The organism is Lentzea sp. NPDC003310 (assembly GCF_040610935.1).
GTDB lineage: Bacteria > Actinomycetota > Actinomycetes > Mycobacteriales > Pseudonocardiaceae > Lentzea.
The window spans coordinates 135,436-153,631 of the sequence record NZ_JBEXNC010000009.1; the positions used below are offsets into that span (position 1 = coordinate 135,436).

Below are 18,196 nucleotides of genomic sequence, written 5' to 3' on the forward strand. Positions count from 1 at the left end.
GCCGAGCCACCTTCCGCTCCAACGCAATGGCGAAGCCGAGGCGTAGGAACCTCTGCCGCCCTCGTCAGCGGTAACGGTGACGTGCCCTCTCAACGCAACCACGCACGATTGGCGATTGGGGCTTGACTTTGGGTGCGAGACGCTACCCTCGCACGGATCGGCCGGGCTCTTTTCAGCCCGGCTTTTGAAAGGCCGACCAGCGTCTCGCAAGGGCCCCGAAGTCAAGCCCCAATCGCTATCGTCGCGCAGCGGCGATGAAATGACCCGGCTCGTGACGGCCTGCGCAACCACGACGCAAACGCGATCATGAGCCAGTCAGGCAGGGGTCATCCCTTGGTAGACCCCAACGTCAACCCACCCACGAACTGCCGCTGCAACACGAAGAACACAACGAGGGTAGGCAGCGCGACCAGCAACGACCCAGCCGCCACCAGGTTGTTGTCCGTGAAGAACGTCCCCTTCAGATTCTGCAAAGCAGACGTCACCGGCATCTTGTCCCCATCCTGGATCAACACCAACGCCCAAAGGAAGTCGTTGTAAATCCAAGTGAACTCGAGCGTGGCCAAAGCAGCCAACACCGGCCGGCACAACGGCAACGTCAACTGCCAGTACTGCCGAAAAACAGAAGCCCCATCCACCCGAGCAGCCTCAGTCAACTCGTACGGAATCGTCTTCATGTAGTTGGACAGCACAAAAGTGCAGAACCCCATCTGAAACGCGATGTGGATCAGGATCACCCCGAGCTGCGAGTCGATCAACGACCCGCTCTCGGAGATCCACTCCGGCACGACGATCAACCGGTACAACCGCCACAACGGCGTCACGATCACCTGCTGCGGCAACAGGTTGCCGGCCGTGAACAGCATCAGCAACGCGATGTTGAACTTGAAGCTGAACCGCGACACCCCGAACGCGACCATCGAGCTCAGCACCAGCGTCAGGATCAACGCCGGCACCGTGATCAGGAACGTGTTCCAGTAGAAGTGCGGCAGGTCCCCGATCTCCCACGCCTTCGCGAAGTTCTCGAACGTCAACGACTTCGCCACGGAGAAGTACCCGTTGACCGACGTGTCGTCGTACGTCCGCAACGACGCGTAGACCGCCCACAGCAAGGGTGCCAACGTCATCAGGCACGTCAGCACCAGGAACACGTGCAACGCGATTCGAGCAGGTGTCACGGACCGCCGACGAGCGGCGACGGGGCGTTCCAAGGTGGCCGTCATGCCCGGTTCTCCTTGCTGAACACCTGGTACAGGTACGTGATGATGAAGCCGAGCGAGATCGTCAGCAGCACCACGGCGACCGCGGAGCCGCGGCCGATGCGCGAGGCCTCGCCGATGATGTTGTCGGTCACCAGCACCGACAGCAGTTCCAACCCGTTGCGGCCCTTGTTGATGACGTACACGATGTCGAACGCGCGCAGCGCCTCGATCACGGTCACCACGAGCACGACGATGTTGACCGGCTTCATCACCGGGAACGTCACGCGGAAGAACGTCTGCGAGGCCGAGGCCCCGTCCAGCGCCGCCGCTTCCTTCAGGGCCGGGTCGACGGACTTCAGGCCCGCCAAGTACAGCAGCATGATGTACCCGGTGTGCCGCCACGCGGCCGCGACCAGCACCGCGTAGAGGTTGATGTCCGAGTCGCCGATGAAGTCGATCGGGTCGTCGCCGAGGCCCAGCAACGAGTTCAGCAGGCCGCCGTCCGGCGTGTAGATCAGCTGCCAGATGAACCCGACCAACGCGAGCGACAGCACCATCGGCAGGTACAGCGCGCTCTGGTAGACGCGGCTGAACCGCAGTTCGCGGTCGAGCAGCACGGCCAGCAGGAGGCCGACCGTCGTCGGCACGACCAGCAGGAACACCAGCCAGATCAGGTTGTGCTGCACCGCCGGCCAGAAGCGCGGGTACTCGGTGAAGATCTCGACGTAGTTCCCGACACCGATCCACTCGATGTCCTCGAAGCCGCCGATGCCGTTCCACCTGCTGAACGACAACGCGACCGAGCCCAGCGTCGGGATCCACACGAACAGCAGGTGCACGATCGTGGGGATGCCGAGCATGAGCGCCAGCACCAGTTTGTCCGCGCCGGCGAGGGCCGTGGCACGCTTTCCACGCCGACGAGGCGGCGGCCCGGAAGGGGCCACCGCCTTCGGCTTCTCCTGCAGTGCGGTCACTTGAAGATGTTCTTCGCCTGGTCGGCCATGCCCTTGAGCACGGAGTCGACGGAGTTCGGGTCCTTGATGAACGCGATGAGGCCGTTGGTGGCCGCCTCGCTCGCGAAGCCCGGGTCGGTGTCGCGGTCGAGGAACTGCGTGATGTGCTTGGCGTTCTTGATGGTGTCCGCCACCTTCTTCTGCAGCGGGCTGTACGAGCTCTGGTCGGCCTTCTGGTTGGTCGCGACCGCGGTCGGGTCGGCCTTCAGATAGGCGAGCTGCGGCTCGGCCGAGGACAGGTACTCAAGCAGCTTCATGCCACCGTCCGAATTGGACGGCTTCTTCGCCATCATGTAGCCGTCGATCGGCGCCTCGACCGTGTCGGTGCCGTGCTCCGGGTTGATCTCCGGGAACGGGAAGAAGTCGAGGTCCGCCTTGTCGGCGTCCGGGAACTGCTGGCCGACGAACGCGCCGAGCAGGTACATGCCGGACTTCTTCTGCTGCAACGTCTGCGCGGCTTCCTGCCACTCGCGGCCCAGCGCGTTCTCCTGGTGGAACGGCAGCAGCCGCTTCCAGGTGTCGAACACGTCCTTGACCCGCTTGTCCTGCCAGTCCTCCTTGCCGGCCAGCAGGTCGACGTGGAACTGGTAGCCGTTGGTGCGGAAGTTGAGCTGGTCGAACGTGCCCATGCCGGGCCAGCCCTGCTTCTGCGCGAAGGCGATCGGGATCAGGCCGTCGGACTTCATCTTCGTCGCGAGCGCCACCAGCTCGTCGAGCGTCTTCGGCACCTCGTAGCCGCGCTCCTGCCAGACGCTCTTGCGGTAGAACATGCCCCACGCGTACTGCGTGAACGGCACGAAGTACTGCTTGCCGTCCGTACCCGTGGAAGCCTGCTTGAGGGCGTCGGAGTAGTTGCCGCCGACCTTGCTCCAGAGTTCGCTGAGGTCGCCGGTGAGGCCCTGGTCGGCGAAGAACCGCATGCGGTAGCCGGCGAACCACGCGAGCACGTCGTCCGGCTTGCCCTGCAGGTAGTTGTTGATCTGCTCCTGGTACTGCTCGTGCTGCTTCGTGTTGATCGTGACGGACAGGCCGCCCGACTGGCTCTCGAACGCCTTGATCGCGCCGGTGATCGCGTCCTTCGGCACCTGGTCGGACAGGTTGTTGCCGAAGGTGACGACCTTCGAGTCGCCGCCGGAGCCCGAACCGCCACCACAGGCCGAGAGAAGTCCGCTGGTCGCGGCGACGCCGGCCCCGGCCAGCATGACCCGCAACATCGTTCGCCGACCGAGCTGCGGTAACGGAGTGGAACCAGGCGTGTGCAGAACCATCATCGCTCCTACGGGTGACACTCGCTCGTGCGAACCGAACAGGACTCAAACAAAGTTGCGCACAATGTGGTCCCAGGCACACATCCTGTCAAGTCCCGTTACGGAGCTGTTAAACCAGTGCACAGCGCGGTAGTGGATGTTTCCCGGTACTTTTCCCGGTTCGCGTCCGAACAGACCCGAACGCGAACTTGTGTTTGCTTGTGTTGACGTTGGGGGTTGTTGTCGGCCACGCTTGCGCCCGTGACGACATGGCCAACGGACCTGCCAGGGCTCGGCTGGGGGGCTGACTACAACCCCGAGCAGTGGCCAGAACACGTCTGGGCCGAGGACGTCGAGCTCATGCGGCGGGCCGGCGTCACCATGGTCAGCCTGGGCATCTTCAGCTGGGCGAAGATCGAGGTCAGCAAGGGCGAGTACCGGTTCGACTGGCTCGACCGCGTGATGGACCTGCTGCACGAAGGCGGCATCCGCGTCGACCTCGCCACGGCCACCGCGGCCCCTCCGCCGTGGCTCACCACCGAGTACCCCGAGATGCTGCCCGTGCGCGCCGACGGCGTGCGGCTCTCGCACGGCTCACGGCAGGCGTACTGCCCGTCGTCGCCCATCTACCGCGACCGCGCCACGGCGCTCGCCGCCGAGATGGCCTCGCACTACCGCGACCACCCCGCGCTCGCCGCGTGGCACGTCGGCAACGAGTACGCGTGCCACGTGAAGCGCTGCTACTGCGACACGTGCGCGGCCTCGTTCCGCGAGTGGCTCGCCGCCCGGTACACGCTCGACCAGCTCAACGACGCGTGGTCGACGGCGTTCTGGAGCCAGGGCTACACCGACTTCGCGCAGGTCCTGCCGCCGCGGGTGACGCCGACGTTCCAGAACCCGGCGCACGTGCTCGACTACGACCGGTTCTCCGACGACGCGATCCTCGAGCTCTACAAGGCCGAGCGCGACGTGCTGCGCATGATCACGCCCGACGTGCCGATCACCACGAACTTCATGGTCAACTGGACCTTCGCGGACCTCGACTACTGGAAGTGGGCCCGCGAGGTCGACTTCGTCTCGAACGACCACTACACCGAGTCGCAGTCGCCGGACCGGCACGTCGAGCTCGCCATGTCCGCCGACCTCGTGCGCGGTCTCGCGGGCGGCAAGCCGTGGCTGCTCATGGAGAACTCGACGTCCGCGGTGAACTGGCAGCGGCGCAACATCGCCAAGCTGCCGGGCGAGCAGCGGCGGCACTCGTTCCAGAACATCGCGCGCGGCGCCGACGGCACGCTGTTCTTCCAGTGGCGGCAGTCGCGCGGCGGCAGCGAGCGCTACCACTCGGCGATGGTGCCGCACGCCGGCACGGAGACGAAGGTCTACCGCGAGGTCTGCGAGGTCGGCGCCGAGTACGCGAAGCTGGCGGACGTCGTGGGCTCCACTGTGGACGCCTCCGTCGCGGTGCTGTTCGACTTCCAGTCCGGCTGGGCGCTGCGGCAGGACGCCCACCCGACCAACGACTTCGACTACTGGCAGCACGTCCTGGGGTACTACAAGGCCCTGTGGCAGGCCGGTGTCACGGTCGACTTCGTCGCGCCGGGCACGAACCTCTCGAAGTACTCGCTGGTCGTCGTGCCGGCGTTCTACGCGGTGTCCGACGCGCACGCCGCCGTCGTCGCGGATTACGTCGCGGGCGGCGGGCACGTAGTCGTCTCGTACCTGTCCGGCGTCGCCGACCAGTACACGCGAGTGCGACTCGGCGGTTACCCCGGCGCGTTCCGCGACGTGCTCGGCCTCTGGTCGGAGGAGTTCCACCCGCTCCGGGAGAACGAGACGGTCTCGCTGAGCGACGGCTCGACCGCCTCGTTGTGGACGGAGCACCTGCACGCGCGCACCGCTGACGTCGTTGTCACCTATGCCGATGGGCCGTTGCCCGGGGTCGCGGCGGTGACGCGCAACGCGTTCGGCAACGGTGTCGCGTGGTACGTGGCGTGCGACCTCGACGGCGACGGTCTGAGCCGAACGGTGGAAAACGCGCTTTCCGGTGCGGGCGTCGCGGTGTCGCCTTCGCCGATCGAGCTTGTGCGGCGCAGGGGAGACGTATCGTTTCTCTTCGCCGTGAACCACACCGGCACCGACGCGGAGATCGAGGCGTCCGGTGTCGACGTGTTGTCCGGCGAGCAGGTCTCCGGACGCCTCACCGTGCGAGCCGGGGACGTAGTCGTCCTCAGGGAAGAGGTGTGAGGTGCTGGCACGTCAGCGGCAAGCCGTAATCATCGAAGAGGTCCGTCGCACGGGAGCGGTGCGCGTCAGCGACCTCGTCGTGCGGCTCGGCGTCTCGGACATGACCGTGCGCCGCGATCTCGACGTGCTCGCCGCGCGCGGCCTGGTGGAGAAGGTCTACGGCGGCGCGACGTCCGTCGTCGGGCGCTCGACCGACGAGCCGGGCTTCGAGGCCAAGTCCGTCCGGCAGCTGCCGGAGAAGGAGGCGATCGCGGCGGCCGCCGCGGGCCTCGTGCGTCCCGGCACCGCCATCGGGCTGTCCGCCGGCACCACGACGTGGACGCTCGCGCGGTTCCTCGACGACATCCCGGACCTGACCGTCGTGACGAACTCCATCCGCGTCGCCGACGTGCTGCAGCAGAGCGGCCGCACGGACCGCACGGTCGTGCTGACCGGTGGCGTGCGCACGCCGTCCGACGCCCTGGTGGGTCCGGTGGCCGTGCAGGCGCTGCGGTCGCTGCACCTCGACGTGGTGTTCCTGGGCGTGCACGGCATGGCCGAGCGCTCCGGGTTCACGACCCCGAACCTCAACGAGAGCGAGACGGACCGCGCGCTCGTCGACGCCGCCGGTCGCGTCGTCGTGGTCGCGGACCACGAGAAGTGGGGCACGGTCGGCATTTCCACGATCGCGGACCTCGACGAGGCGCACGTCCTGGTGACGGACGAGGGTTTGCCCGACGACGCGCGGGCCATCCTCTCCGAGCAGGTCGGCGAGTTGGTGTTGGCTCATGTACCGGGAAGTGGCGAGGAGTTGGCGTGAGGCGTACCGCGGGAAAACTGGCGGACGGCCGGGAGATCATCTACTTCGACGACAGCGCTGAGGCGCCACCGAGAGTCGCGGTGGACAGCCGGGACCTCCCGGAGACCCAGCCGATGTCCGAAGTCCGGCTGGACCCGTTGACCCGCGAGTGGGTCGCCATGGCGGCCCACCGCCAGACACGCACCTACAAGCCGCCGGCCGACCTCTGCCCGTTGTGCCCGTCGACGCCCGGCAGGCCCACGGAGATCCCCGAGTCCGACTACGACGTCGTCGTGTTCGAGAACAGGTTCCCGTCGCTGGCGCAGAACGTGTCGGACGTGCCGTCCACTGTGGACGCGGAGGAGCTGTTCGTGCGCGCGCCGGGACGTGGGCGCTGCGAGGTCGTGTGCTTCACCTCGGACCACAACAAGTCGTTCGGCGAGCTCTCCGAGGCCCGCGTGCGCACCGTCGTGGACGCGTGGGCGGACCGCGTCGCCTTCTTGTCAACGTTGCCAGGGGTCGAACAGGTCTTCCCGTTCGAGAACCGCGGCGAAGAGATCGGCGTGACGCTTTCGCACCCGCACGGCCAGATCTACGCCTACCCGTTCGTGACGCCGCGCACCGAGCGCATGCTGAACGCCGCCCTGGCCTACCACGCGGAACACGGGCGGCCGTTGTTCGGCGACGTGCTGGAGGCGGAGCTCCGCGCGGGCGCGCGGGTGATCGAGGAGTCCCCGCACTGGGTCGCGTTCGTGCCCGCCGCCGCCCGCTGGCCCGTCGAGGTCGTGCTGGCGCCGCGCCGCCAGGTGCCCGACATCGCCGCTCTGTCCTCTGTGGAGCGTGACGACTTCGCGTCGCTCTACCTCAAGGTGCTGCACCGGCTGGACGCGCTCTACGACCGGCCGCTGCCCTACATCGCCGCGTGGCACCAGGCGCCGGTCAACCAGGGCCGTGAGGAGATGTGGCTGCACCTGCAGGTCTTCTCCGTGCTCCGGACGAAGGACAAGCTCAAGTACCTCGCGGGCTCGGAGTCCGGCGAGGCTGTCTGGATCAACGACGTGACGCCCGAGCAGATCGCGGAGCGGCTCCGCGGAACACACAACTAGCTCCCAGGCTGGTTTAAGGGTTCTCTCAGGACGGGCAGACAGACTCATGTCCATGACCGAGAGCAACCAGCCAGCGCCGAAGCCGGAAGACGAGAACTCCGCGCCGACGAGCGCCGGTCAGACAGACTCCGGGGCGCGGGAGCAGGGCCCGTCGCAGCCGGAACCCGGCCAGCCGGATCCTTTGCAGGGGGGATCCGGCCAGGCTGGGGCATCTCACGCTCCTCACGGCCTGGGCGACGTGCCCGCCTCCTTCACTTCGGCCCAGCCGCAGGTGCCCTCACCTGACGCGGGCCAGACGCAGCTCGGCGGGCCCGGACCCGGCCAGCAGCTTCCTCCCTCAGGGTCCGGCCAACCTCACCCGCTCGGCCTCGGCGCCACGACCGCGCAGTTCGGCGCGGACCAGCCCGCCGGGCCGCACACCGGTCAGTTCGGGGAGCAGCACCACGCCCCGTTCGGAGCTCCGCAGACCGGTCCGCAGACGGGTCAGTACTACCTCCCGCCCGGCTACCAGCCCCAGCCCGGCCCGCCGCGCCCCAGGGGCCGCGGGAAGGTCGTGGCGGGTGTCGCCGCCCTCGTGCTGATCGTGGGCGGCCTCTCCGGTGGCCTCGGCGGCTACCTGGGCTACAACTTCGCGAACGAGTCGTCGTCCGTCAGCTCGCTCGACTCGCCCCGTCCGGCCTCGCAGACCTCCAACGCCCCGGCGGGCTCGGTCGAGGACGTGGCGAACAAGCTGCTGCCGTCCGTCGTCCAGATCCAGGTCACGACGCGGTCCGGTGCCGGCGAGGGCTCCGGGTTCATCATCTCCGGCAACGGCCAGATCGTGACGAACAACCACGTCATCGAAGGTGCGGCGGCCGGTGGAGACATCAAGGTCGTCTTCCAGGACGGCCGGACGGCGTCCGCCAAGATCCTCGGCCGCGACCCGAGCTCCGACATCGCCGTCATCCAGGCCGACGGCGTCTCCGGCCTGCCGGTCGTGCAGCTCGGCAACTCCGGTGACATGAAGACCGGCCAGGCCGTCGTCGCGATCGGGTCGCCGTTCGAGCTGTCCGGCACCGTCACCTCGGGCATCGTCAGTTCGGTGAACCGCCCGGTCTCGGCCGGTGGTGACCGGGGCTCCAACTCGCAGGCCACCGTGCTGAACGCGATCCAGACCGACGCTGCGATCAACCCCGGCAACTCGGGCGGACCGCTCGTCAACATGCAGGGCCAGGTCATCGGCATCAACTCGGCGATCTACAGCCCGAGCCAGGGACAGGGCCAGGCCGGTTCCGTCGGCATCGGCTTCGCGATCCCGATGGACCAGGCGCGCCGCACGATCGACGAGATCGTGAAAACCGGCAAGCCCAAGCAGACGGTGCTCGGCGTGAAGGTCGAGTCGACCGAGCAGGGCGCGCGCATCTCCGAGATCACGTCCGGCGGGGCCGCGGAGAAGGCCGGGCTCAAGGCCGGCGACGTGATCACCAAGTTCGCTGACCGCCGGATCGACGAGTCGGACACGCTGGTGGCCGCGGTGCGCTCCAAGGCACCCGGCGACAAGGTCACGATCACGCTGTCCGACAACAGGACGGTCGAAGCCACCCTCGACGGCGTCGAGGTGGGATAGGTCGGGGGACGACCGGTTCACGGCATCCGCCGCCCGCCGTGAACCGGTCGTGACGACCCCGGAGAGGCCTCTGCCTGTGCGCACCTGCCCCGCACACAGGTAGGGGCCTCTTCTTACGTCCGTGTGACGGTTGAGGCCATCAGCGCGTTCGTGGCTTAGCGTGGTGACGTGGTGGAACGGGTCCTGGTCGTCGACGACGACACGACGGTGCGCGACGTGGTGCGCCGCTACCTCGAACACGCCGGGTACGAGGTCGAGCTCGCCGGTGACGGGGAGCAGGCGTTGCGGCTGATGGCGGCGAACGAACCGGACATCGTGGTGCTGGACCTGATGCTGCCGGGCATCGACGGCCTCGAGGTGTGCCGGCGGGTCCGGGAACGCGGCAGCACGCCCGTCGTGATGCTGACGGCGCTGGGCGAGGAGGAGGACCGCATCGCCGGGCTGCAGATCGGCGCGGACGACTACGTGACGAAGCCCTTCAGCCCGCGCGAGCTCGCGTTGCGCGTCTCGTCGGTGCTGCGGCGCTCGCACCGGGCGTTCGAGCCGCGCGTGGTGCGCGACGGCGGGTTGGTGCTGGACGTGGCCGCGCACACCGCGACGCTGGACGGGCGGCCGTTGCAGCTCACCACCCGCGAGTTCGACCTGCTGGCGTTCTTCATCGGCAACGCCGGCAAGGCCTTCGGGCGGGCGGAGCTGCTGGAACGCGTCTGGGGCTGGCAGTTCGGCGACCAGTCCACCGTGACCGTCCACGTGCGACGGTTGCGCGAGAAGATCGAGGAAGACCCCGCGAAGCCCCGCCGGCTGAGCACCGTGTGGGGCGTTGGCTACCGGTACGACCCGTGTTCGACCGACTGAGCCGCGTCTCGCTCACCACGGTGATGACCGTCATGGTCATCGTGCCGGTGGTGGCGACCATCGCCGGCGTCCTCGTGTTCAGCGGCTTCATGTTCACGCCGATGCTCGGGGCCGCCCTGACGGTCTGCCTGCTGGTCGGCCTGGTCACCGTGCCGTTCTCGATCATGCTGGGCCGGGCGATCGCCCGCCGCACGATGTGGGAGCGCGAGGCCGAGGCGGCGCGGCGGCAGCTGGTGGCGTGGATCTCGCACGACCTGCGGACACCGCTGGCCGGCATCCGCGCGATGACCGAGGCGCTGGAGGACGGCGTCGTTTCCGAACCGGGCGAGGTCGCCGTCTACGCGAAGCAGATCGCGCAGGAGGCCGACCACCTCTCGAAGCTCGTCGACGACCTGTTCCAGCTCTCCCGCATCACCGCGGGCGCGCTGAACCTGCCGATGCACGACGTGGCACTGGCCGATGTGGTCAGTGACGTGGTCGCCGCCTCCCGCCCGGTGGCCGGGCGCAAGGGCGTGGACCTGCGCGCCGACGCCCGCGCGTGGCCGGTCGTGCGCGGGTCCGATCCGGAACTGATGCGTGTCGTGCGCAACCTTGTGTCGAACGCCATCCGCCACACCCCGGAAGGCGGTTCGATCGCCGTCCAGGTCGATGTGGACGGACCCGAAGCCGTCGTGCGGGTGGACGACGCGTGCGGCGGCATCCCCGACGACGTGCTGCCACAGGTCTTCGACGTGGGCTTCCGCGGCTCCACCGCCCGCAACCCGTCCGGCGCCGGGCTGGGCCTTTCCATCGCGCGTGGGCTCGCCGAGGCCCACCACGGCCGGATCGGCGTGCAGAACCACGGTCCTGGCTGCCGCTTCGAAGTCAGACTCCCGCTACGGTGATCGGTATGGAACGCAGCGCGCAGCGCCTTGGCCGCGCTTTGGTCGTGATCGTGGACGACCGGGTGGCGCACGGCGAGCAGGACGACAACTCCGGGCCTCTCGTCACCGAACTCCTCGAGGAAGTCGGCTTCATCGTCGACGGCACCGTCGCGGTCGAGGGAGAGGTGGTCGACATCCGGGCCGCCCTCAACACGGCCGTCATCGGCGGCGTCGACCTGGTGGTCACCGTGGGCGGCACCGGCGTGTCCCCGCGCGACGTCACCCCCGACGCCACGCAGGGCGTGCTCGACCGCCCGCTGCACGGCATCGCCGAGGCGCTCCGTGCGTCCGGTTTGGCCGCCGGCGCGGTGGACGCGGGCATCTCACGTGGCCTCGCCGGGGTGTCGGGCAGCACGCTGGTGGTCAACCTGGCCGGGTCGCGGTCCGCGGTCCGCGACGGGATGGCGACGTTGTCGGCACTGGTGCCCTATGTGATCGAGCAGTTGAGCGGTCTTGACGAAGAGTGATCCGGGCCCGGCTTCGGGCCCTTCTTCGCCTGAGCCGGCCGGCGAGGACGCGGTGGCGCGTCGTCGCCGGTTGGCTGAGGTGTTCGGGGACGTGCTGCCGGAGACCTCTTCGGATGAGCGCGGCTCTGGTTCTGGTGGTGAGGACCGTGAGGCCTGGTACCGGGAGAATCGGCCGCCGCATCACGGTGGTTGATGCCTGACGCCCGTTGGTGTGCGCGGGTGCGGTTGCGTGCGGGTCGGCTTGCGTGGGCGGGCGCCTGTTCCAGCGGGGGCCTTGCGTTGGGTTGGTTCCCGTCACCTTGCGAGGGTGGTCCATCAGGTCGGGACGATGTAGTGGGTTGCGCTCGGGGCTTGACTTCGGGGCCCTTGCGAGGTGCTGGTCGGCCTTTTAAAGCCGGGCTGAAAAGCGCCCGGCCGATCCGCGAGGGGTAGCACCTCGCACCCAAAGTCAAGCCCCGATCGCCAACGACTGGGTTCTACCGCCTCGCAGCGCGTCGAGGTTCATACGGCTCGCTTCGCATCGCCACGCCAGGCTGCGTGCGTGGTGGCCTTCGTCGTCGGCTGTCCGGCTGGCACCGCGCGCCGGGCTTGCGTCGTGGTTGCCATGCGAGGGCGGGCGCCTGTTTTGCTTGGGTTGTCTGCTTGCGTGGGCGCGTTGTGGCGGCCGGTTCCCGTTTCGAGCGCGGCTGGGCTGGTCCCGTTCCAGCGCGGCTGATCCCAGTCCAGTCCGGAGAGCGTCTCGTTGGCGGGCGGGTTCCAGCGTGTCGGACTTTGTCTTGGTGCTCAGCCCTGCCTGCTTGCCGGACGAAGCGCGCTGGCATTTGTGCTTGGCGCGCTTCGTCTCGGTGGGGACTTTAGGGGGACCTGCGGGTCAGATCGCCGGGCCCCTGCGGTCCGTGACCGGCTGCTGGGCCGGGGTGGTCTGCTGCTGCGCCGCGAGGAGGTCGCGGATCTCGATCAGCAGCTCGACGTTCGTCGGCTCGGCCGGGCCCGGCTCCTCGCCGCGCTTGCGGCGCTCCTGGATCTTCTTGATCGGCAGGACCAGGACGAAGTAGACGACAGCGGCCACGATCACGAAGTTGATCGCGGCGTTGATGACGTTGCTGAAGTCGAGGTACGTGTCCTCCTTGCCGGAGCGGATGTAGAAGCCGAGGCCCTTCGTCTCGGTACTGCCGAGCGAGGCGATGAGCGGCTTGATGAGGCTCGTGGTGAACGCGGTGACGATCGCGGTGAACGCCGTGCCGATGACCACGGCCACGGCCAGGTCGACGACGTTTCCGCGCATCAGAAAGTCTTTGAATCCCTTCAGCATCAGCGGAGAGTAACGGCTAACGCATGATCCAGTGACATCGCGGCCACACGAGTTGCATTAAGTCTCGGCAACGTGAGGACGACCAGCTGGCCTCTCGTCTCGCGGACGGCCGCGTTCTCGACGAGCACCTCGCCCGCCGACGTCACCACGTCGACGTGGTTGCCTGGGCGCACCACGTCGGCCAAGGCCTGGTCAGCCACCCGGACGGCCACCGAGGCGTGGTCTTCGGGGGTGCTCGCCAGGTCGAGGTCGGTCAGCGGAACGCCCGCGCGGGTCGGGGACGTCAGGGGTCTGCCGACCAGATCGGCCGAGTTCGGGAAGCTCCCCTGCACGGGTGAGGCCAGCGAGACCAGCCGGAGGTCCTCGGCGGACAGCGGCACGCCCGCCGGCAGGTCGCGCGAGGCGACTACCGCGGGGTGGCCCACGTCGGGCCAGAAGAACGTCGACAACCCCAGCAAGGCGAGGCCCAGGGCCAGGAAGCGGCGCCACACCGGGGACGGGCGGCGGCGGGCCAGCGCGCGGAGGCGGTCGGGGAAGGTCGGGGAAAGCGTCATGCCTCCGACCGTAGGACGGCCGGAGGCATGTCAGGTGGGGCTCGGTCGCAAGCTGTGGACAACTCGCGATCTTCAGGAGGCCGCGGCCGCCGGAGCGCTCGTCGACGACTTCGAGTCCGAAGAGGACTTCGTGTCCGAGGACTTCTTCTCCGTCGACGTCGACGTGGACGTCGTCGAGGAAGTCGTGCTCTTGGACGAACCCGAGCGGCTGTCCGTGCGGTAGAAACCGCTGCCCTTGAACACGACGCCGACGGCGCCGAAGAGCTTGCGCAGCTTGCCCGAGCACTCCGGGCACTCGGTGAGGGAGGCGTCGCTGAACGACTGCACCGCCTCGAACCGGTGCTCACACGCGGTGCAGGCGTACTGGTACGTAGGCACTGGGTTTGCTCCTAGCTCTGGCACTCGACCGTTGTGAGTGCCAACACGATTTTCGCTCAGGACCTTCCCGGAGCGCAAACACCCCAGGCCAAAGTCACAGCCACCGCAGCCCCACCGAGGGCGTCAGCACGCCGTTCATCCGCACGTCGTGAGGCTCGCCTGGCACCTCCGCGAGCACCTCGCTGTCCCGCACCACGCCGACCAGCGGCGCCTTGACCAGCGGCAACGACCGGTCGTAGTGCCCCTGCCCCTTCCCGATCCGCACGCCGGTCACCGACACGGCCAGCGCGGGCACGAGCACCAGCGAGGCTCCAGCGATCGCCGAGGCACCGAGCCGCTCGCCGACCGGTTCCAGCAGCTTGAAGCCGGCGGGCGCCAGCGAGGTGGGGCCGGAGTACTCGGCCCAGTCGAGCGGCGAGTCGCCCGTCACGATCGGCAGCAGCACCCGGCAGCGCAGGCCATCGAGCCACGACACGTCCCCAGGCTCCGACCCGACCGGGATGAACGCGCACACCGTCTGATCAGCGGGAACGTCCAGCGCGGCGACGTGCGCGGCCAGCGCGGCGGATTCGAGAGCGCGAACTTCGGCGGGCAGAGCTCGCCGCGAGGCCAGCAACGTTGAACGCAACGTGGCCTTCCGGTCACGAAGATCGGAGGTCATGGTGGGTATCCCTAGGTATGTCGTTAGCATCGCAGCCCATGAGCAGCGCCTTCCACACCGCTATCGTGCCCGCGGCCGGTCTGGGCACCCGTTTCCTCCCCACGACCAAAGCCGTGCCGAAGGAACTGCTGCCCCTGGTCGACACCCCCGCCATCGAGTACGTGGCGCGGGAGGCAGCCGAGGCTGGCGCGAAGAAGCTGGTCATCGTGACGTCGCCGACCAAGGCTTCGGTGGCGAACTACTTCGACGAGAACCCCGAGCTCGAGCAGTCGCTGACCGACAAGGGCAAGACCGACCTCGTCGAGAAGATCCAGCGCGCGCCCCAGCTGATCAAGGCTGAGACCGCGATCCAGGACCAGGCGCTCGGCCTCGGCCACGCCGTGGGCTGCGCCGAGGGCAACCTGACCGGTGAGGACGAGGCCGTCGCGGTGCTGCTGCCCGACGACATCATCCTGCCGACCGGCGCGCTCAAGAAGATGGCCGAGGTCCGCCAGGAGAAGGGCGGCAGCGTCCTGCTGGCGTTCGACATCCCGCGCGAGCAGATCTCCGCGTACGGCGTGTTCGACGTCCGCGACACCGGCAGCGACGACGTCAAGCAGGTCGTCGGCATGGTCGAGAAGCCCAAGCCGGAGGACGCGCCGTCGACGTTCGCGGCGGCCGGGCGGTACCTCCTCGACCGGGCGATCTTCGACGCGCTCAAGCGCATCACGCCTGGTGCGGGCGGCGAGCTGCAGCTCACCGACGCCATCGCGCTGCTGATCAACGAGGGTCACCCCGTGCACGTCGTCGTCCACCGGGGCGGGCGACACGACCTCGGCAATCCCGCCGGATTCCTGCGGGCTGCGGTTGACTTCGCACTCAACACCCCGGAGTACGGACCCGATCTGCGCGAGTGGTTGCGGGAACGCCTCGACAACTCCTGAGCGCGAGGACCAATCACATGAGGTCAGTGGACGAGCAGCTCGCACGGGTGATCGCGGCCGCCGTGCGGCCCGCACCCGTGCGCGTCGCGATCTCCGAGTCGCAGGGCCTGCTCTGCGCGGAGGAGGTCGTCGCGGAACGCGCGTTGCCCGGCTTCGACCAGGCGGCGGTGGACGGGTACGCGGTGCGCAGCGTCGACGTGTCCGGTGCGAACGCGAGCCCCGTGCAGCTGCCGGTCGTCGGTGAGATCCCGGCCGGCTCCCGGCAGCCGCGCCGGCTGCAGCCGGGCCAGGCGGTCCGGATCGCGACCGGCGCGCCGCTGCCCACGCTGGCCGACGCGGTCGTGCCGCTCGGGTACACCGACGGCCACCAGGCCAAGGTGACGGTCAACCGCAGCGTGCCGTCCGCCGGGTTCGTCCGCCGCACCGGCGAGGACGTGCAGACCGGTGACGTGGCCGTGCGCCGCGGTGCGTCCATCGGTGCTGCTCAGGTGGGTCTGCTGGCCGCAGTCGGACGCAACAAGGTGCTCGTGCACCCGCGTCCGCGCGTGTCCGTCATCTCGCTCGGCGAGGAACTCGTCGACGTCGACCGCACGCCCGGCCAGGGCCAGGTCTACGACGTGAACTCGTACGCGCTGTCGGCCGCCGCGCGCGACGCCGGTGCCGAGGTCAGCCGGGTCGGGATCATGTCGCCCGACCCGCGCCGGCTGCGCGAGGTGATCGAGGGCAGGCTGCTGCTGTCCGAGATCGTCGTCATCGCCGGGGGCGTGGGTGGCTCGTCCGGTGACGAGGTCAAGGCGGCGATCGGCGAGCTCGGCGACATGGACGTCACGCGCGTCGCCATGCACCCCGGCTCCGCGCAGGGCTTCGGGCGGCTCGGCCCGGACGCCGTGCCGACGTTCCTGCTGCCCGCGAACCCGATGAGCGCGCTCGTGGTGTTCGAGGTGCTGGTCAGGCCCCTGATCAGGGCCGCGCTGGGCAAGAAGAACCCGTACCGCCGCGCGGTCAGCGCGCGGCTGCTGTCGCCGCTGCAGTCGACCAAGGGCCGCCGGGGCTTCCTGCGCGGTCAGCTGCTGCGCGACGCGGACAACGGCGAGTACCTGGTGCAGCCGCTCGGCACGTCCGGGTCGCACCTGCTCGCGTCGTTGGCGGAGGCCAACTGCCTGATCATGGTCGACGAGGACGTCACCGAGGTCTCCGTCGGCGAAGAGGTGCTGGTCAGCTTCCTAGCGCAGCGTGGATGAGCGCTTTCGCCGATCTGGGCAGACACCCCGGCTGGCCGGTCCGGCTGGGGCCTCTCCAGGTGCGCGCGGGCGTCGTGGAACTGCGAGGACCGCGGCTCTTCGACGGGTCGAAGTGGTCGCGTCTCCGCATCCGTGACCGCGCCTACCTGGAGCAGTGGGAGCCCACGGCGCAGGAGGGCTGGGACGAGCGCAACGCGACGATGTCCTGGCCCGCCCAGTGGTCGTCGCTGCGCGGAATGGCGCGGCGCGGCACCACCCTGCCATTCATGATCCTGGTGGACGGCGAGGTCGCCGGTCAGATCACCATCGGCAACATCGTGCGCGGCTCGCTGCTGTCCGCGTGGATCGGCTACTGGGTAGCCGCTGATCGGGCGGGAGGCGGCGTCGCAACGGCCGCCGTGGCGTTGCTCACGGATCACGCTTTCCGCGAGGCTGGTCTGCACCGGCTCGAAGCGACCGTGCGTCCCGAGAACGGGCCCTCGATCCGTGTGCTCACGAAGTCCGGCTTCCGCGAGGAAGGCCTCTTCAAGCGTTATCTGGATGTTGCCGGACAGTGGCGTGACCACCTCTGCTTCGCCCTGACGACCGAAGAGGTCCCGGATGGCCTAGTGCGCCGTTTGGTAGCACGCGGAGAGGCCCGTTTTCCCTGACGTCCGCGTCCGTTCGTCTTAATCACTTCACCCAAAAGTGGGTGATACACCACACTTTGGTACGCACTGGGGTCGGCGTGCCTCCGACACAGGTGTGACTGTTGTGACTAACGTGGTTGGCAGCACCACGCGTGGGCCGGGGGAGGTGAACGGGGAATGCCGAGTTCGCTGATCATCGTTGCGCTGGTCGTCGCCTGGCTGGTCGTCCTCGTCCCCATGTTGGCCCGCAAGCGCCAGGAGAGTGCGCGCAGCGTGGGGGAGGAGTACGACGCCATGCCCGACGCCGAGTACGACGACATCCACGACATCGACGACGACTACTTCGACGAGGAGGAGTACGTCGAGCGCCCGTTCCGGCGCGGCCGCGGTGGCTACGACCCGGAGACCGCCGCGCTGGTCGCGCAGGCGAAGTACGCGTTCCGCCGCAGAGTGGTGGCACTGCTGTTCGTCGCCGCGGTGGCGACGGGCGTCGTGGCCGGGGTCTTCTACGCCAAGCTCTGGTACGGCCACGCCGCGATCGACCTGCTGCTCGTCGGGTACCTGACGTACCTGCGCCGGCAGGTGCGGATCGAGGAGGAGATCCGCGCACGCCGGCTCGCCCGCCTGCAGCAGGTGCGTCGCCGCCGTGCGACGGGCCCGCAGCAGCAGCAGGACCTGGCCGCCCCCGTGGTGGCCGAGCTCCCGCAGCAGGTCTCGGAGGAGCAGGAGACCACGCAGGTCGAGGTCGTCGAGGAGAGGCCGGCGCTGCCGCCGCTCCCGCGCTTCGAGCACCACGTCCGTCCGGGCACGATCCCGGTCGACTCCGACGACGAGGACCCGGTCTTCGTCGAACTGGACGGACTCGAGTCGCTGCGGTACCGAGGTGCCGTCGGGGCTTAGGAGGGGGTGGTGAAAACACCCCCTCCGCCCCTGCTATAGTTCTCCTCGTAAGGAAGCAAGGGGCTGTAGCACAGTTGGTAGCGCGTCTCGTTCGCATCGAGAAGGTCAGGGGTTCGATTCCCCTCAGCTCCACAGAATGAAAAGGTCGTCCACTTTC

The 18,196-nt window shown here is 68.6% G+C and carries 18 protein-coding genes and 1 tRNA gene; 12 read left to right on the forward strand and 7 right to left on the reverse strand.

Annotated features, from left to right (window positions below):
• Positions 1-326: 326 nt before the first annotated feature.
• From ABZX02_RS19785 to ABZX02_RS19795, 3 genes are read right to left on the reverse strand one after another with little or no spacing between them, the layout of a single operon-like run.
• On the reverse strand, positions 327-1,223 hold the full coding sequence (locus ABZX02_RS19785; RefSeq protein WP_355300036.1) for a carbohydrate ABC transporter permease: 897 nt from the start codon (positions 1,221-1,223) through the stop codon (positions 327-329).
• A complete protein-coding gene (locus tag ABZX02_RS19790; RefSeq protein ID WP_355300037.1) occupies positions 1,220-2,176 on the reverse strand; it encodes a sugar ABC transporter permease in 957 nt (318 codons plus the stop codon). The genes ABZX02_RS19785 and ABZX02_RS19790 overlap by 4 nt, the downstream gene beginning before the upstream one ends.
• Positions 2,173-3,417, reverse strand: a complete 1,245-nt coding sequence (locus ABZX02_RS19795; protein ID WP_355300038.1) for an ABC transporter substrate-binding protein — start codon at positions 3,415-3,417, stop codon at positions 2,173-2,175. Before ABZX02_RS19795 ends, ABZX02_RS19790 begins: the two co-directional genes overlap by 4 nt.
• A gap of 306 nt (positions 3,418-3,723) precedes the next feature.
• Between ABZX02_RS19795 and ABZX02_RS19800 the strand changes: the two genes are divergently transcribed.
• The 7 genes from ABZX02_RS19800 to ABZX02_RS19830 all read left to right on the forward strand — a co-directional run bounded on the left by ABZX02_RS19800 (position 3,724) and on the right by ABZX02_RS19830 (position 11,441).
• Positions 3,724-5,706, forward strand: coding sequence for a beta-galactosidase (locus ABZX02_RS19800; protein ID WP_355300039.1), 1,983 nt, complete (start codon positions 3,724-3,726; stop codon positions 5,704-5,706).
• A 1-nt stretch (position 5,707) separates the two neighbouring features.
• Positions 5,708-6,505, forward strand: a complete 798-nt coding sequence (locus ABZX02_RS19805; protein ID WP_065914902.1) for a DeoR/GlpR family DNA-binding transcription regulator — start codon at positions 5,708-5,710, stop codon at positions 6,503-6,505.
• On the forward strand, positions 6,502-7,590 hold the full coding sequence (gene galT / locus ABZX02_RS19810) for a galactose-1-phosphate uridylyltransferase (RefSeq protein ID WP_355300040.1): 1,089 nt from the start codon (positions 6,502-6,504) through the stop codon (positions 7,588-7,590). The genes ABZX02_RS19805 and galT overlap by 4 nt, the downstream gene beginning before the upstream one ends.
• 52 nt (positions 7,591-7,642) lie before the next feature.
• Positions 7,643-9,196, forward strand: a complete 1,554-nt coding sequence (locus ABZX02_RS19815; RefSeq protein WP_355300041.1) for a trypsin-like peptidase domain-containing protein — start codon at positions 7,643-7,645, stop codon at positions 9,194-9,196.
• Positions 9,197-9,364: 168 nt separating this feature from the next.
• A complete protein-coding gene (locus tag ABZX02_RS19820) occupies positions 9,365-10,051 on the forward strand; it encodes a response regulator transcription factor (protein ID WP_355300042.1) in 687 nt (228 codons plus the stop codon).
• Between the two features lie 23 nt (positions 10,052-10,074).
• Positions 10,075-10,935: a HAMP domain-containing sensor histidine kinase gene (locus tag ABZX02_RS19825; RefSeq protein WP_355300258.1), complete on the forward strand. Its 861-nt coding sequence runs from the start codon at positions 10,075-10,077 to the stop codon at positions 10,933-10,935.
• Positions 10,936-10,940: 5 nt separating this feature from the next.
• Entirely contained in the window at positions 10,941-11,441 is a 501-nt protein-coding gene (locus tag ABZX02_RS19830) for a molybdenum cofactor biosynthesis protein B (RefSeq protein WP_090097306.1), read from the forward strand.
• A gap of 871 nt (positions 11,442-12,312) precedes the next feature.
• Here ABZX02_RS19830 and mscL read toward each other — a convergent pair.
• The 4 genes from mscL to ABZX02_RS19850 all read right to left on the reverse strand — a co-directional run bounded on the left by mscL (position 12,313) and on the right by ABZX02_RS19850 (position 14,346).
• Positions 12,313-12,753, reverse strand: coding sequence for a large-conductance mechanosensitive channel protein MscL (gene mscL / locus ABZX02_RS19835; protein ID WP_355300043.1), 441 nt, complete (start codon positions 12,751-12,753; stop codon positions 12,313-12,315).
• A complete protein-coding gene (locus tag ABZX02_RS19840) occupies positions 12,753-13,307 on the reverse strand; it encodes an SAF domain-containing protein (RefSeq protein ID WP_355300044.1) in 555 nt (184 codons plus the stop codon). The genes mscL and ABZX02_RS19840 overlap by 1 nt, the downstream gene beginning before the upstream one ends.
• A gap of 72 nt (positions 13,308-13,379) precedes the next feature.
• Positions 13,380-13,685, reverse strand: a complete 306-nt coding sequence (locus tag ABZX02_RS19845) for an FmdB family zinc ribbon protein (protein WP_355300045.1) — start codon at positions 13,683-13,685, stop codon at positions 13,380-13,382.
• Between the two features lie 94 nt (positions 13,686-13,779).
• A complete protein-coding gene (locus tag ABZX02_RS19850; protein WP_355300046.1) occupies positions 13,780-14,346 on the reverse strand; it encodes a 5-formyltetrahydrofolate cyclo-ligase in 567 nt (188 codons plus the stop codon).
• Positions 14,347-14,384: 38 nt separating this feature from the next.
• Between ABZX02_RS19850 and ABZX02_RS19855 the strand changes: the two genes are divergently transcribed.
• The 5 genes from ABZX02_RS19855 to ABZX02_RS19875 all read left to right on the forward strand — a co-directional run bounded on the left by ABZX02_RS19855 (position 14,385) and on the right by ABZX02_RS19875 (position 18,171).
• Positions 14,385-15,269 carry a UTP--glucose-1-phosphate uridylyltransferase gene (locus ABZX02_RS19855; RefSeq protein ID WP_355300047.1) on the forward strand — a complete coding sequence of 295 codons (885 nt, stop codon included), beginning with the start codon at positions 14,385-14,387 and terminating at the stop codon, positions 15,267-15,269.
• Between the two features lie 17 nt (positions 15,270-15,286).
• Positions 15,287-16,510, forward strand: a complete 1,224-nt coding sequence (gene glp, locus ABZX02_RS19860) for a gephyrin-like molybdotransferase Glp (RefSeq protein ID WP_355300048.1) — start codon at positions 15,287-15,289, stop codon at positions 16,508-16,510.
• Complete coding sequence (locus tag ABZX02_RS19865; RefSeq protein ID WP_355300049.1) at positions 16,507-17,160, forward strand: GNAT family protein; 654 nt, start codon at positions 16,507-16,509, stop codon at positions 17,158-17,160. The genes glp and ABZX02_RS19865 overlap by 4 nt, the downstream gene beginning before the upstream one ends.
• 156 nt (positions 17,161-17,316) lie before the next feature.
• Positions 17,317-18,039, forward strand: a complete 723-nt coding sequence (gene glpR / locus ABZX02_RS19870; protein ID WP_355300050.1) for a gephyrin-like molybdotransferase receptor GlpR — start codon at positions 17,317-17,319, stop codon at positions 18,037-18,039.
• A 59-nt stretch (positions 18,040-18,098) separates the two neighbouring features.
• Positions 18,099-18,171 (forward strand) — tRNA-Ala (locus ABZX02_RS19875).
• Positions 18,172-18,196 lie beyond the last annotated feature (25 nt).